A 15,666-nucleotide genomic window follows, 5' to 3' on the forward strand; every position below is an offset into this window, starting at 1 on the left:
ATTGCTTGTTAGCTAGAAGCTAGTCAGCTGGCAATTAAGCCTTAGCTGGACGTGCTGCACGCTTACGTTCGTTTTCAGTAAGAAGCTTCTTACGGATACGAATGCTTACTGGCGTTACTTCTACTAGTTCGTCTTCGTCGATGAACTCAAGAGCTTGCTCTAGAGTGTGACGGATAGGTGGCGAAAGAACCTGTGCTTCATCAGTACCAGATGCACGAACGTTCGTTAGCTGCTTACCTTTCAGACAGTTTACTGTTAGGTCGTTTGAACGGTTGTGAATACCGATGATTTGACCTTCGTATACTTCATCCGCGTGCTCAGCAAATAGACGACCACGTTCTTGTAGGTTGAATAGTGCGTAAGTCAGAGCTTTACCAGTTGCGTTCGAGATTAGAACACCGTTGTTACGTTGACCGATTACGCCGCCTTTGTGAGGACCGTAGTGATCAAATGAGTGGTAAAGAAGACCAGAACCAGACGTTAGAGTTAGGAACTCAGTTTGGAAACCGATAAGACCACGAGAAGGCATCATGAAGTCCATGCGAACACGGCCTTTGCCATCTGGAGACATATCAGTTAGCTCACCTTTACGTAGACCGATGTTTTCCATGATGCCACCTTGGTGCTCTTCAAGCACGTCGATAGTCACAGTTTCAAACGGTTCAGTTAGGTTGCCATCTTCGTCTTTCTTGATGATAACTTCTGGACGAGATACAGCTAGCTCGAAACCTTCACGACGCATGTTTTCGATCAGGATAGATAGGTGAAGTTCACCACGACCTGAAACACGGAAACGATCTGGGTTATCAGTTTCTTCAACACGTAGTGCAACGTTGTGTACTAGTTCTTTCTCTAGACGCTCAAGGATGTTACGTGAAGTAACGAACTTACCTTCTTTACCCGCGAACGGAGAAGTGTTTACTTGGAACGTCATTGTTACTGTTGGTTCATCAACAGAAAGCGGAGTCATTGCTTCAACATTGTTTTGGTCACAGATAGTGTCTGAAATCTTCAGCTCACCAAGACCAGTGATTGCAATGATGTCGCCAGCGTTAGCTTGCTCAACTTCGTGACGGTCAAGACCTAGGTAACCAAGAACTGTACCTACTTTACCGTTACGTTTTTTGCCTTCTGCATTCACGATAGTTACTTGTTGGTTTGGTTTAACTGAACCACGAGTAACACGAGCAACACCGATAACACCTACGTAAGAGCTGTAATCAAGTTGCGAAATTTGCATTTGTAGTGGACCGTCAAGGTCAACTGCAGGCGCGTCTACTGTATCAACAACAGCTTGGAACAATGGTTCCATGTTCTCGCCAGTTTCGCCTTCAGTCATTGTTGCCCAGCCGTTTAGAGCTGAAGCGTAAACAACTGTGAAGTCTAGTTGCTCATCAGTAGCACCTAGGTTGTCGAAAAGGTCGAATACTTGATCCATAACCCAATCAGGACGAGCGCCTGGGCGGTCAATCTTGTTGATTACAACGATTGGCTTAAGACCGTGTGCGAATGCTTTTTGCGTTACGAAACGAGTTTGAGGCATTGGGCCATCAACTGCGTCAACGATAAGCAGAACAGAGTCAACCATAGACATGATACGCTCAACTTCACCACCGAAGTCCGCGTGTCCCGGAGTATCTACGATGTTGATGCGGTAATCATTCCAGTTGATTGCTGTGTTCTTAGCAAGAATGGTAATGCCACGCTCTTTTTCGATGTCATTCGAATCCATGACACGCTCTTCAGCTTCACCACGAGACTCAAGAGTGCCTGACTGTTGTAGCAGTTTATCAACCAAAGTCGTTTTACCGTGGTCAACGTGCGCGATGATCGCGATATTTCTTAACTTATCAATCTGTGGAGTAGACATGGATTCTCGATTCACTCATAAAAGTAGCCGTCACTTATCTCAAAAGTTTGGATAATAACCGCTAGCTTGATTTAAAAAACGGTCAATAATATACCAGATTCTAGACAAAAACCCAGAAATATGTGATCTGAACCGGGGCTTTTTTCTTTATTAGCGATTCATATCCGCTTAACTTTGATTCAGTACAGTGTTGAACAGCCCAATTCGTAGGACTCTAAAAAAGTATCACCTGCGAGTGGCGAACCAAATCTCCCGCAAAATAACAAAAGTGGATTGACAACTTAGGCAATTCATTGCTGAATGGTGCTCGCTTATGTCTCATATTGGTGCACAGACAAACAATTGCACCAATAAGGTGCGCCCGGAGATCATTTTGGTGCAAAAACCAAATTAAGCAAAACCGAAAAACAAGTAAATCATTGAAATTAATGGAATAATTTTTTTGGCACGTTTTTGGCTATAGATAAATCAGCATCGATTAATGCACTTATAGACATTAATCAATGCTAGTTTCAACCGAATCGAGCTAATACCGAATTAATAACACTGGAGGTTATCCAAGATGTCAGTAGAAAATGTACTATCCCTGATCCAAGAGAACGAAGTTAAATTTATCGACTTACGTTTTACTGATACAAAAGGTAAAGAGCAGCATATCTCTATTCCTTCTCACCAAGTTGATGCAGACTTCTTCGAAGAAGGCAAAATGTTTGACGGCTCTTCAGTAGCTGGTTGGAAAGGCATTAACGAATCTGACATGGTAATGATGCCAGACGCAGCATCTGCTGTACTGGACCCATTCACAGAAGACGCAACACTAAACATCCGTTGTGACATCCTTGAGCCTGCAACAATGCAAGGCTACGACCGTGACCCACGCTCTATCGCTAAACGTTCTGAAGAGTACCTACGTTCTACAGGTATCGCAGACACAGTTCTAGTTGGTCCAGAGCCAGAATTCTTCCTATTTGACGACGTTAAGTTCTCAAACGACATGTCTGGTTCTTTCTTCAAGATCGATGACGTAGAAGCAGCTTGGAACACAGGTTCTGACTTCGAAGGCGGTAACAAAGGTCACCGTCCTGGCGTTAAAGGCGGTTACTTCCCAGTAGCTCCAGTAGATTCATCTCAAGACATCCGTTCAGCAATGTGTCTAGTAATGGAAGAGATGGGCCTAGTTGTTGAAGCTCACCACCATGAAGTAGCAACTGCGGGTCAAAACGAAATCGCTACTCGCTTCAACACGCTAACAGCGAAAGCTGATGAAACTCAAATCTACAAGTACGTTGTACACAACGTTGCTCACGCATTTGGTAAAACAGCGACATTCATGCCTAAGCCACTAGTTGGTGACAACGGTTCTGGTATGCACGTTCACCAATCTCTAGCAAAAGACGGCGTTAACCTGTTTGCTGGTGATAAGTACGGCGGCCTATCTGAAATGGCTCTTTACTACATCGGTGGTGTAATCAAGCACGCTCGTGCAATCAACGCGTTTGCTAACCCATCAACTAACTCGTACAAGCGTCTTGTACCTGGTTTCGAAGCACCTGTAATGCTTGCTTACTCAGCACGTAACCGTTCTGCTTCTATCCGTATCCCAGTAGTACCAAGCCCTAAAGCACGTCGTATCGAGCTACGTTTTGGTGACCCAGCAGCTAACCCATACCTATGCTACTCAGCAATGCTTATGGCTGGCCTTGACGGCATCAAGAACAAGATTCACCCAGGCGAAGCTATGGATAAAGATCTATACGACCTTCCTGCAGAAGAAGCAGCTGAAATCCCAACAGTTGCAGAATCTCTACAAGAAGCTCTAGCAGCGCTTAGCGAAGACCGTGAGTTCCTAACAGCTGGCGGCGTATTCTCTGACGATTTCATCGATTCTTACATCACTCTGAAATCTGACGACGTACAACGCGTGAACATGGCTACACACCCACTTGAGTTTGAACTGTACTACTCAGTTTAATCTCCTGTAGAGATAAGCCATTTCTTACTGCAACCTTGTAAGAATCGCTGACTAAATATTAGGCTCGCCTCGCAGGCGGGCCTTTTTTATATTCTTCCAACCTTCACTTCCTCGTAACATACCTTAAACAAAAGCCCTCAGAGGCTGTCGCGCTAAATACAATAAAACCAACGCCAAACGTGAAATCACCTAGCGGTGAAAAGAGGCTAAAGATATGAAAAACATACTGTTCCTAATCGGGTTAACAGTCGCGCTCTCGTGCTCTGCTCAAACGGTGTATACCTGGATAGATGAAGATGGCGTGCTCCACTTTAGTGATAACCCTAGCGCTCAAGATGCCGAGGCTCTTCGCCTGCCAGATGTGCAAGCTTCAGCACCCGCCCCTAAATTTGAGGCCTCAACTCCGGTTGACGCTGCTGCTTCCTCTACAACTAAAACGGCAACGCCAGCCAAAACTCAGGCAGAAACCGAAACCACAAAGCGCGAGGTTCCTACTCAATTAGCCCTCACCATGTTGACTCCAGTTCATGATCAAACCATTCGTAGTAATCGCGGCTTAATCCCGATTCAGATAGAACTCAACCGAAAGCTTGGTATAGGTGAACAATTACAATTGATGCTCGATGGCCGTCGATATGGCGCCCCACAGACCCAACCTATTTGGGAATTAAAAGGTATCGATCGAGGTACTCACACCATTGCAATTCAAGCACATAGAAGCGGCAAGCTTATTGCATCTACTAGTCCAGTCACCGTGTATTTACATCGAGCGACGCTCAAGTAGGCCAATGTGTTAAAAGAGGCCAAATAACCTCTACTTTTCACCTAATCGAAGCAGCTTTCAGCGACTCTAATGAATTATCTTTAGCTTCTGGTTGATATGCGCCATACTTGAACTTAGCCACGCACCAATTTGGTGCAGTGAGAAAAACACCAGTTCAAGGACGAAATAGTGAATCGATCAGCCAAAAGCGACAGCATAGATACACATCATCTTTCCAGCGCCATTCTCGACAATATGGTGACTTCGACATTGATGCTCGATGAGCAATTGTATGTCCGATACGCCAATCCGGCCGCTGAGCAGCTCTTTTCACAGAGCGCACGACGCATCGTTGATCATCCACTGAGCCAACTTATCCAACACGCTTCACTTGATTTGGCACTGTTGACGCAACCGCTACAAAGTGGCCAGAGCATTACCGACAGTGACGTTACCTTCGTTGTTGATAACCGCCCACTGATGCTTGAAGTCACGGTTAGCCCAATCTCTTGGCAACGAGAGACGCTGTTATTGGTTGAGATGCGCAAGATAGACCAGCAAAGACGCCTCAGCCAAGAGCTCAACCAACATGCACAACAACAAGCGGCTAAGTTGCTGGTACGCGGGTTAGCACATGAGATCAAAAATCCACTCGGTGGCTTAAGAGGTGCGGCGCAGTTACTTGGCAAAATGCTTCCTGATCAGTCTCTTAATGAATATACGCAGATCATTATTGAGCAAGCCGACCGCTTAAGAGCATTAGTCGACCGTCTGCTTGGCCCACAGAAGCCGGGGACTAAATCAGAAGAGAACCTTCACCAGATACTTGAGAAAGTCAGGCAGCTCGTAGAGCTCGAATCGGGTTCAACGCTCGCCATCGAAAGGGATTACGACCCGAGCCTACCGGACATCTTGATGGATTCGGCACAGGTTGAACAAGCGATGCTCAATATCGTGAGCAATGCAGCGCAGATTCTAAAGACTCAAGATTCTGGCAAAATCACCATTCGCACCAGAACGGTGCATCAAGCAAATATTCACGGGCAGCGACACAAACTCGCGGCTCGTATTGAGATCAGCGATAACGGTCCGGGCATCCCCGATGATTTAAAAGACACGCTGTTTTACCCAATGGTCAGCGGACGAGAAGGTGGAACAGGGCTGGGGCTATCGATTTCTCAAAACCTGATCGATCAACACAATGGGAAAATTGATGTTGAAAGCTGGCCAGGCAACACCACATTCACGATTTATCTACCGATTTAGGTCATAAGAACCTCGCTATTGGACAGCGAGATGAAAGGCTTAGCTCGGTAACACAAAGATTAAGACATCATAAAAACAACAATGATTATCACAATAGATTTGGCTGTAAAGGAATTGAATTATGAGTAAGGGATACGTTTGGGTCGTCGATGACGACAGCTCTATCCGCTGGGTAGTAGAGAAAACACTTTCATCTGCGGATATTAAGTGTGAAACATTTGCTGATGCTGAGAGCGTGTTGCTTGCGCTTGAGCGCGAGACACCGGACGTATTGGTGTCTGACATTCGCATGCCCGGCATTGACGGGATTGAGCTGTTGCATCAGGTTCATCAACGCTCTCCCGACCTGCCCGTGATCATTATGACCGCGCACTCAGACCTTGATGCGGCGGTGAATGCTTATCAAAAAGGCGCCTTTGAATATCTTCCAAAGCCGTTCGATATTGATGAAACACTGACTCTAGTCGAACGAGCGATCGCGCACAGCCAAGAGCAGAAACGCGAACAAGCCAGTGAGGTCGCTGAAGACACCAACGCGCCAGAAATCATCGGTGAAGCACCGGCAATGCAGGAGGTTTTCCGAGCGATTGGCCGTTTGTCTCGCTCATCCATATCCGTGCTGATCAATGGTGAATCGGGTACCGGTAAAGAATTGGTCGCTCACGCTCTGCATCGTCACAGCCCAAGAGCTAAGAAGCCCTTCATTGCCTTGAACATGGCAGCAATCCCCAAAGATCTGATCGAGTCTGAACTGTTTGGCCACGAAAAAGGTGCCTTTACCGGTGCTAACAGCGTTCGCCAAGGACGCTTTGAACAAGCCAACGGCGGCACCCTATTTCTGGATGAGATCGGTGACATGCCACTCGATATCCAAACTCGCTTGTTGCGTGTACTTTCTGATGGTCAGTTCTATCGTGTCGGCGGTCACTCTGCAGTTAAGGTAGACGTTCGTATCGTTGCCGCAACCCACCAAGATCTTGAGCGCTTAGTGCATGAAGGCGACTTCCGTGAAGACCTTTTCCACCGACTCAACGTTATCCGAATCCATATCCCGGCACTTCGCGAACGTAAACAAGACATTGAAAAGCTGACTCATCACTTCCTAGCATCCGCCGCCGAAGAGCTCGGTGTTGAAGTGAAGACACTGCATCCTGAGACCATTTTGAAGCTCAACCAGCTCAATTGGCCGGGTAACGTGCGTCAGCTTGAAAACATTTGTCGTTGGCTTACCGTGATGGCCAGCGGCAGCGAAATTCTTCCTTCAGACCTGCCACCAGAGCTGCTAGAAGAAAAAGTGGTGACCACCTCAGGAACTGGAGATAACTGGCAACAACTGCTCGCTAATTGGGCAAAGTGTGCGCTTGATTCAGGAGAAAAAGAGCTGCTAACTTATGCTCTGCCAGAATTTGAACGTATACTGCTAGAAGCTGCACTCCACCACACTAATGGTCATAAACAGGATGCAGCTAAGGTTTTGGGATGGGGAAGAAACACCCTAACTCGTAAACTCAAAGAACTGTACTAGACCTTATATGATTCTCGATGCAGCTACTTTTTAACCAAAAAAGTGTCGCTTGGTTTGAATAGTGTCGGTACAATTACAGTACACTATTCACCAAAGTTGTAGCTAAAGATGTCTTTGAAAACACAAATTACTTTGAGAACCGCAGTGGTTCTGCCATTCGTGATGATTTTTCTGTTCACTATGGGTGTAATGGTTTTCACTCAAAAGCTAAGCTACAAAGAGATGGTGAGTGATGTTAGTGCACGCCAGCTGACATCACTGACTGACAATGTTCATCAAAGCCTGTCTAATTTTTTAGAAAAGCCATTTCACGCCAACCTCTCGCTCAGCCATAACATCGGCTACCACCATCTTTATCAAGCAGGCAATCTTAGTAAGGTCCAAGACTATATTTTTTATACGTTTTCAGACCATTACACTGCTGTACCTCAACTCGATGCGATCGGCTTTGGTTCTGAAGATGGTAACTACGTCGGTTTCCGCAAAGAAGCCAACAAAGGCTACACCTTGATGGTGCAAGACGAACGCACCAATGATCAGCTGGTCATTTACCGTGGCAGCAAAATTAGTGAAGACATTCGATCGGTGATTTCAGGTTACGATCCTAGAATCCGTCCTTGGTACACACCCATTGCGACACAGAAAAAACCGTTATGGTCACCAATTTATGCCAATGCTGACGAACGTCAAGAAATCACCTTATCTGCTCTAGCGCCTATCTATGATGATAATGAATTCAAAGCCGTCGTAGTCAGCGACATCAAAATCAATACCTTCAATGCGTTTCTCAGAAAGCTCAAAGATAGAACGGATGCCTCTGTTTACATCATCGATAAGCAGCAACGCTTGGTCGCGCACTCAGGCGGAGGCAGTGTCGTTTCATGGGGCACAAGACAAACCAACAAAGGGCAACGCAAACTAGCAACAGAGAGTGCTAATCCAGTCATACGTGAGAGTGCTAGCTACGTAGAGCAATTCCACCTAATCGAGAATTTGGGCGAGCAGCGCTTTAGTTTTAGCCTAGACAACGAACGCTACTTCAACCAAATCACCCCATACGAAGATGAGCACGGGCTCACGTGGTTTATTGGGGTGTCGATCCCTGAAAGCAATCTGCTCGGTGAATTGCCAGAAAATCAAAGAAACAGTTGGTTGCTTGGGCTAGCACTGAGCTGCATTGGGGTCATTGCAGGATTAATTGCCTTTAATCGCGCAACCCAACCCATCACCTCGACAGCGGATGCGGCAAAACGCCTTGCTAAGGGCGATTGGGACGCGAGCATGCCAAAAACAGGGCATATATATGAAACCAGCATGTTGGTCGAGTCATTCAATGAAATGACCAACAACTTAAAGGCTTCGTTTCATGCATTACAGTCTCAACTTACCTATGACTCATTAACCAAGCTATACAGCCGTGAAGGCTTTATTGACGCTGCCAAGAAACACCCCGACAACGAAAAAGGCACACTGTATTTGATTGGTATTGATCGCTTCCGAGACATCAATGACAGCCTAGGTCATTACAATGGCGACCAGCTACTTATCATTGCGGCTGCTCGTTTAAGAGGCACACTGCCATCCGAATACCTACTAGCTCGCACTGGTGGTGATGAGTTTGCCATCTACGCGCCAAACGTAACGCAAAGCGATGATGTTCAGCTGCTGACTAACCGCTTACTTCAAACCTTCGCTTCCCCATTTTCAATGGAATCGGAAAGCGTGGTGATTAAGGTATCGATGGGGATAGTGAATGTCTCGAATCTTCACGACATTACACTCCTGCTACGCAGCAGCAGCATTGCATTGAGCAATGCGAAACAAGACAAAACCAGTGTCTGTATTTATAGCCTTGAAATGGGCAAAGCATCGAGACATCGCACCAAGATGTTAGCGCGGATGAACCGAGCGATTGAGCTTCAACAGTTCGAACCGTTTTATCAGCCTATTATTGATCTGGAATCTGGCTCGACCATAGGAGCAGAAGCTTTAGCTCGCTGGATAACGGATGAAGGGGTGATCTCGCCACTCGAGTTCATTCCTCTCGCGGAAGAGAGCGGGCTCATTGACGATATCGGAAAACAAATTCTGCATAAGTCGTGTCGAGATACAGCCATCGCGATTGAGTCAGGAAAATGGAGCAAGGACTTCTCGATTCACGTTAACCTGTCGGTCGATCAACTGAGTGAAAGTGGCTTTGTGGAACAAGTAAAAGGCACGTTGCGAGACACAAATCTGCCAGCAAGCAACCTGACACTAGAGATCACCGAATCACGCATCGTCGACAACGACCCGACCATCATCGATAACATGCTGACTCTAAAAGCACTAGGGATATCAATTGCGATTGATGACTTTGGTACCGGCTATTCGTCACTGGCTTACTTACACAAACTGCCATTCGACTGCCTTAAGATCGACCGCAGCTTTGTCAGCAAACTTGATAAAGAGAACCTAGATAGCTCCATCGTCGCGGCCATCGTTAACATCACTAAGGGCTTCAAAGTAAGCTTGGTGGCAGAGGGCGTTGAAACACAGCAACAGGCTGAACTTCTCAAGCAGCTGCAGTGCCCGCTTGCTCAAGGCTTCTTATACAGTCGCCCAGTTCCGTTTGACCAATGGCCTACCGACCTCATCAACTCCAAGCAAAGTGCCAAGGTCAAACAAAATACCACTGAGAGTCTCACCTAAACCAGGCAGAAATCGAATGAGTCAGATACAAAAATGCCAGCATGATGCTGGCATTTTTTATTGTTCTATTCTCTATCGAGCGATTAGATAACGCGAGAGAATTGCTGTTGGCGAGCCTTGGCACGTAGGTATTTATCAAAACACATACAGATGTTACGGATCAGCAAGCGGCCACGCAAAGTCACGCGGATTTCTTTGTCATCGACTTCAACCAACTCATCGTTGATAAAAGTTTGTAGAAGCTCTAAATCTTCTTTGAAGTAGCGATTAAAGTTAACCGAGAACTCAGATTCGATCATTGTTTTATCAAGCTTGAAGTTACAAATCAGCTGCTTGATCACTTCACGACGTAGAAGGTCGTCACTGTCTAGAGCAACACCTTTCCAAAGTGCATGACGCAGGTCATTCACCTGAGCGTAGTACTTCTTCAGCTCTTTCTGATTTTGTGCGTAAGCATCACCAACCATAGAAATCGCAGAAACACCGAAACCAATTAAGTCAGCTTCACCTTGGGTGGTGTAGCCTTGGAAGTTACGATGCAGAATACCTTCACGCTGTGCTACGGCTAGCTCATCTTCAGGTAGTGCGAAGTGATCCATACCAATGAACTGGTAACCCGCTCCCGTTAGCGTCTCGATGGTATCTTGCAAGATAGCCATTTTCTCTTTCGCTTCAGGTAGATCTTCGTCTTTAATCTTACGCTGCGCCGCAAACAGCTGAGGCATGTGTGCGTAGTTAAATACCGATAAACGGCCCGGCTTCATTTCTAACACTTGCTTCAATGTTTCAGCGAACAAAGCTTGAGTCTGCTTTGGTAGGCCGTAGATCAAATCCAGGTTAGTTGAACGGAAACCTAGCTCTTTCGCACGTTTAACCATCGCAATGATGAACTCTTCATCTTGCTCACGGTTAACCAGCTTCTGTACTTCTTTATTGAAGTCTTGCACGCCAATGCTCAGGCGGTTGAAGCCTTCGTTACGCAGGTGGTCAAGTACGTCTAGCTCAATCTCACGCGGGTCAACTTCAATACTGATTTCAGCGTCAGCGGTGAAGTTAAACTCTTCACGCAAAATACTCATCAAACGAGTGATTTGTGTTTTGGTCAAGAACGTTGGCGTACCACCACCGAAGTGCAATTGCGTCACTTCACGGCCATTCAATAAAGAGGCGCGTTGGCGGATTTCATGTTCAATCACATCAAGGTACTCATCCGCTTTATGCGAGTGACGAGTAATGACTTTATTACAACCACAGTAGTAACAAAGCTTGTGGCAGAACGGGATATGCACGTAAAGAGAGAGTGGACGCTCAAGATATTGAGTACACGCCATGTCGTAATCAGCGACGGTAAACGCTTCATGAAACTCCAACGCAGTTGGGTATGAGGTGTAACGAGGTCCCGAATAGTTGTACTTGTTTAAGATCTCTTGATCCCAAACGATTTGCTGATTCGTTGTTACTGGCTTGCTCGACATAGCGGTATTTCCAATTTAGATCCGCGAGAACCTAAGGTCTCTCAAATCATTTTACATACATTAAAATATAGACGGGTTATTTTGCCACACGACCTGTAAGGTCGTTCCAAGACAAAATCAATTTTTTAGACAAAAACTCAGAACTGCTAGCTTGATCACTAACAAAGCGTCGGGATTAACGAGACGCAAAAGGTAAGAAGGCTCATTTAACATTGTCTATTAAAAGATAAGGCGACTTAAAAACAAGATGCATTTAAGATGAAAAGTCTTAAATGCATAGGTATTAAAAGCAGCGCGTCTAAAAACGGAATGTTAAACAAGCCTCTATATTTAAAAGTCTTAGTGACTAGATCATCTGAATGTTGATTTGGTTATTGAGAGGCTTAACCTTCTCCTGCAACCTTTTCAAATCTTCAATGACCGCATCATTCAAGCGAGTCTCCGCCTTATGGCGTGTGAGATTCTGCTGCATGCGCTCTTTCTTCGTCAGTTCCTGCCTTGCCTCTCCGCGAGCCATATCTTTTACGATATGGTACAGCTCAGAAAGAGCAGGATACTCAGAATCAAAATCGACACGCTCATCACCCTGAACATTATCCATAATGATACACACTCGAATACTGATCTCAGGTAAGTCACATTGCCCTTGAATGCCCGCTAAGCACAAAGTATTTACGTTTTCGTAAATCGTCGCGTTGCGTTTTTCAATGGCTAGTGCTTGATGCTGCTTTTGCAACTCCGTCTGCTTCTTCACTTGAAGTAGAAGGTAACCTGCGTAAGAGCCCAAGCCGAGAATGATAATTCCACCAGCAATTGCTAATAAGGTTACGTTCACTGGCTATTAACCTTTAAAGCTGTCTAAATCGAAATCTTCGAATTGAGATAGCAAGTCTTCGTCAGAGCTCGCTTTCTTCTTAGAGGCAACCGGTGCTTCTTCGAAGATCTCTTCTTCATCGTCTTCTGGCTCTAGTAGACCTAAGCGTCCCATTAGGTGTTCGATACGATCAAGTTTCTCATCAACAAACTTCTGTAGACCAGCACCTAGGTTTTCACCATTTTCGATACGATCTAGGAGTGTGTTCAGTTGAGCGTCATTCTCAAGCATCTCTAACTCTTGTTCGTTAGATAGCTTGCGCTCTTGTTTAGTCGGCTTCTTCGCTGGTTCAACGATCAGCGGAATTTTTTTCTTGCTGCCTAAACGTGGATCACGAGCTTGTGCAGCTTTACGCTGTTTTGCTTCGCTACCATCTGAGTGACGGCTGCCAGACTTAAGGCCTTTACGCTTTTTAACACGCTTACGTTCACGACCTTCAACATCAGATTCACTACGGTTACGAGTAACCATAGGCTCCGGAGCGCCAAGTGCTCCCGGCTTTCTTGATTTCTTACTACGACCCATTACTGCACTTTCCTCAGTAAAATTACATCATTTCCAAAAAATTCTAGTTCGAGCTTATCCCGCTCTGCCAAAAACTGGAATGTTTGACGACTAAAGAAGACGACATGTGTCGGGTCATTCTTGTAGTGCCAACCAGCAAACGCGTCTACGTCTATTACTAGTTTAGTCATAAGACCAATCCAGCCCTTGGGTTTAACTAAATTCAACCATTGCTGCCACACTTTGTCTGGTTGATAAAGATGCTCTATCACCTCCGTGGCAGTCATAAAGTCATACGTTTTTTCCAACACAGAGGGTTCTGGGTGGTAATAGATATCGTACAACTCCATGGTGTGTCCGGCTTCTTCTAACATAATAGATAGCGTAGGGCCTGGGCCACAACCAAAATCCAACCCGTGTGAGTTAGATGAAATTTTGTCTGTTAGTGGATCCGCGATGCGAGATAAAAAGCGGCGATAGCCTGCATCACTAGGATCGTTCTCATGGAGATCATAGTGTGCTTTTTCTTCTTTTGCTTCTAACCTTTGTTCAGGTTTAACAAATACCAGTTCACATTGCTGACACTGCAGATAGGCTCTGCGTTTGTCTTCAAAATAGTGATTCACGCCTTGGTGATGGCATAAGGGACAAGTATACATAGCACATCCTTAAACAGGGATGCGAAACATACCAGAAACTGAGTTTATAGTGGAGAGGTATTGGGTGTTTTTTCATCAAATCAATAAAAAAAGCGATAGGAAAACCTATCGCTCTCTAAATCTGCCTATATCGGCCAAAATTTGCATACTCAACTTGGTACACAAATCTCCATTTGTTATTGGTGCTTTCCATGCCAAATTTGTTTGTTGTTCATCGTCCTGATGAGTTTTGGCTATCCTTTTCTAACACCTTGTTGCTGGGCTGTCCTAGCCTGATCCATTTCTGTCTATACCGTTAGACTAGATGATCATCCATATCTAAGTCAGCTCCTAGCTGATGGCGGTTACTTTACCGTGTTACAAAAAGACTACAAGAGTGCGACTTCACACTTTTGTACACAAATCGATCACACATTGATAAATCAGACATAAACACAAAACGCATTAATAAAACCAATACAAAAGAAAACGCCCCGACCATTACTGATCGGGGCGTCTCTTCAATCTCGCTCGAACGTACATTCCTTTACTCTGGCTAAGAGCAAGAAACCGACAAATTAGTGTAAACCACCAACGTACTTCGATAAGGTATCAATATCAGCGTCTGTTAACTTTTTAGCTACATCACGCATCATCGCATTCATGTCGTTATTACGGTCACCATCGCGGAATTTTTCAAGTTGAGCCTTGATGTAATCTGCGTGCTGACCTGAAATCTTAGGGAAACCAGAAAGTTCGGTACCATTACCACGAGGGCCATGACAAGCAATACACGCCGTTACGCCGCGTTCTGCGTTACCCGCTGTGTAAAGAACCTTACCTTCATCTACTACATTTTCAGGAGTAGAGTTACTAGAGATAGGTAGAGAGGCGTAGTATGCCGCTAGGTCAGCCATATCTTCTTCAGATAAAGGCATCGCCATTGCACCCATTACAGGTTCGTAACGACCTTGCTTACCACCACTTGTCATACCTAGCTTAAGCTCTTTTAACTGCTTCTCTAGATACTTCTCATGTTGACCAGCCAGCTTAGGGTACTGAGTGATCAGGCTGTTGCCGTCAGCACCGTGGCAGGCAACACATGTTTGTGATTTGGCTTTACCAGCTTCAATACTACCTTGAGCCCATACTGAGCAGCTGGCTAAAAGACTCAAAATTAGCGCTAATTTCTTCATGACATTCCATTATAATTATCAAGCTTCCAGTACCACTCTATGTTGCCACTCATGGTACAATAGGCGACCTTATGCCGAGCACGGTTATTTTACACAAATTCACAAAAAAGTAATCAATCGACTACACAAAGTCGAGATGGAGTTAACAGTGAGCGTAAAAATTCATTATCAAAACACGCATTTCATTACCAGTGCACCTGATATTCGTCATTTACCAGAAGACGAAGGGATCGAAATTGCGTTTGCAGGACGCTCCAATGCTGGTAAATCTAGCGCGCTAAATCGCGTTACAAACCAAAAAAGCTTGGCGAAAACCAGTAAAACACCCGGTCGAACTCAGCTAATCAACCTATTTAAGGTAACGGACGGTTGTCATATCGTCGATTTACCTGGATATGGCTTTGCTCAAGTACCACTTGAGATGAAGAAAAAATGGCAGAAGTCGCTAGGTGAATACCTACAACGACGTGAAAGCCTGAAAGGTTTAGTGGTATTGATGGATATCCGTCACCCAATGAAAGACCTTGACCAACAAATGATCTACTGGGCTATCGATAGCCGCATCCCAGTACAGGTTTTGTTAACAAAAGCAGACAAACTGAAAAGTGGTGCGCGTAAAGCACAGCTACTGAAAATCCGTAACGATGCAAAATCTTTCGGTGGTGATGTTGCTGTTGATGTCTTCTCTTCAATGAAGGGCATCGGCGTTGACCAACTGCGTGCCAAGATGGATGAGTGGTTTGCGCCTGCGCTTCTTGCTGATCAAATCATTGATGAGTTAGCAGACGAAGAGCACAACGACTCAGAGTAGTTCCTCTACTTATCGCTATAGGTTAGAGCACTTACAACACGTGATTTAGCCTTATCAATGCCCCTCCTTATATAGGTGGGG

Annotated in this window: 12 protein-coding genes; 6 read left to right on the forward strand and 6 right to left on the reverse strand. The window is 45.3% G+C overall.

What is annotated here, in order from left to right:
* Positions 1-34 precede the first annotated feature (34 nt).
* The gene (typA, locus tag AB4375_RS05965) at positions 35-1,870 is read right to left on the reverse strand and encodes a translational GTPase TypA (protein ID WP_017070104.1); all 1,836 of its coding nucleotides are present in this window, start codon (positions 1,868-1,870) and stop codon (positions 35-37) included.
* Positions 1,871-2,432: 562 nt separating this feature from the next.
* Between typA and glnA the strand changes: the two genes are divergently transcribed.
* The 5 genes from glnA (at position 2,433) to AB4375_RS05990 (ending at position 10,087) form a co-directional block, all read left to right on the forward strand.
* Complete coding sequence (gene glnA, locus AB4375_RS05970; RefSeq protein WP_017059221.1) at positions 2,433-3,842, forward strand: glutamate--ammonia ligase; 1,410 nt, start codon at positions 2,433-2,435, stop codon at positions 3,840-3,842.
* Positions 3,843-4,056: 214 nt separating this feature from the next.
* Positions 4,057-4,626 (forward strand): DUF4124 domain-containing protein, encoded by a 570-nt coding sequence (locus AB4375_RS05975; protein ID WP_017059222.1) that lies wholly within the window; start codon positions 4,057-4,059, stop codon positions 4,624-4,626.
* Between the two features lie 168 nt (positions 4,627-4,794).
* A complete protein-coding gene (gene glnL, locus AB4375_RS05980) occupies positions 4,795-5,871 on the forward strand; it encodes a nitrogen regulation protein NR(II) (RefSeq protein ID WP_019826501.1) in 1,077 nt (358 codons plus the stop codon).
* A 121-nt stretch (positions 5,872-5,992) separates the two neighbouring features.
* The gene (glnG, locus tag AB4375_RS05985; RefSeq protein ID WP_017059224.1) at positions 5,993-7,396 is read left to right on the forward strand and encodes a nitrogen regulation protein NR(I); all 1,404 of its coding nucleotides are present in this window, start codon (positions 5,993-5,995) and stop codon (positions 7,394-7,396) included.
* 108 nt (positions 7,397-7,504) lie between these two features.
* Entirely contained in the window at positions 7,505-10,087 is a 2,583-nt protein-coding gene (locus AB4375_RS05990) for an EAL domain-containing protein (protein WP_372051190.1), read from the forward strand.
* An 83-nt stretch (positions 10,088-10,170) separates the two neighbouring features.
* Here the strand turns inward: AB4375_RS05990 and hemN are convergent, their stop codons facing one another.
* The 5 genes from hemN to AB4375_RS06015 form a co-directional block, all read right to left on the reverse strand.
* Entirely contained in the window at positions 10,171-11,562 is a 1,392-nt protein-coding gene (hemN, locus tag AB4375_RS05995) for an oxygen-independent coproporphyrinogen III oxidase (protein WP_372051191.1), read from the reverse strand.
* A 346-nt stretch (positions 11,563-11,908) separates the two neighbouring features.
* Entirely contained in the window at positions 11,909-12,397 is a 489-nt protein-coding gene (locus AB4375_RS06000; protein ID WP_017060164.1) for a DUF2489 domain-containing protein, read from the reverse strand.
* A 6-nt stretch (positions 12,398-12,403) separates the two neighbouring features.
* On the reverse strand, positions 12,404-12,961 hold the full coding sequence (yihI, locus tag AB4375_RS06005; RefSeq protein WP_017060163.1) for a Der GTPase-activating protein YihI: 558 nt from the start codon (positions 12,959-12,961) through the stop codon (positions 12,404-12,406).
* Positions 12,961-13,599 carry a class I SAM-dependent methyltransferase gene (locus AB4375_RS06010; protein ID WP_372051192.1) on the reverse strand — a complete coding sequence of 213 codons (639 nt, stop codon included), beginning with the start codon at positions 13,597-13,599 and terminating at the stop codon, positions 12,961-12,963. The genes yihI and AB4375_RS06010 overlap by 1 nt, the downstream gene beginning before the upstream one ends.
* 557 nt (positions 13,600-14,156) lie before the next feature.
* Positions 14,157-14,774 (reverse strand): cytochrome c, encoded by a 618-nt coding sequence (locus tag AB4375_RS06015; RefSeq protein WP_012602993.1) that lies wholly within the window; start codon positions 14,772-14,774, stop codon positions 14,157-14,159.
* 148 nt (positions 14,775-14,922) lie between these two features.
* On the opposite strand from AB4375_RS06015, the gene yihA reads away from it, so the two are divergent.
* Entirely contained in the window at positions 14,923-15,585 is a 663-nt protein-coding gene (gene yihA, locus AB4375_RS06020) for a ribosome biogenesis GTP-binding protein YihA/YsxC (RefSeq protein ID WP_372051193.1), read from the forward strand.
* The last annotated feature ends 81 nt before the right edge of the window (positions 15,586-15,666 follow it).

It is taken from the genome of Vibrio sp. 10N.261.51.C6, from assembly GCF_041471785.1.
Taxonomy (GTDB): Bacteria; Pseudomonadota; Gammaproteobacteria; order Enterobacterales; family Vibrionaceae; genus Vibrio; species Vibrio crassostreae_C.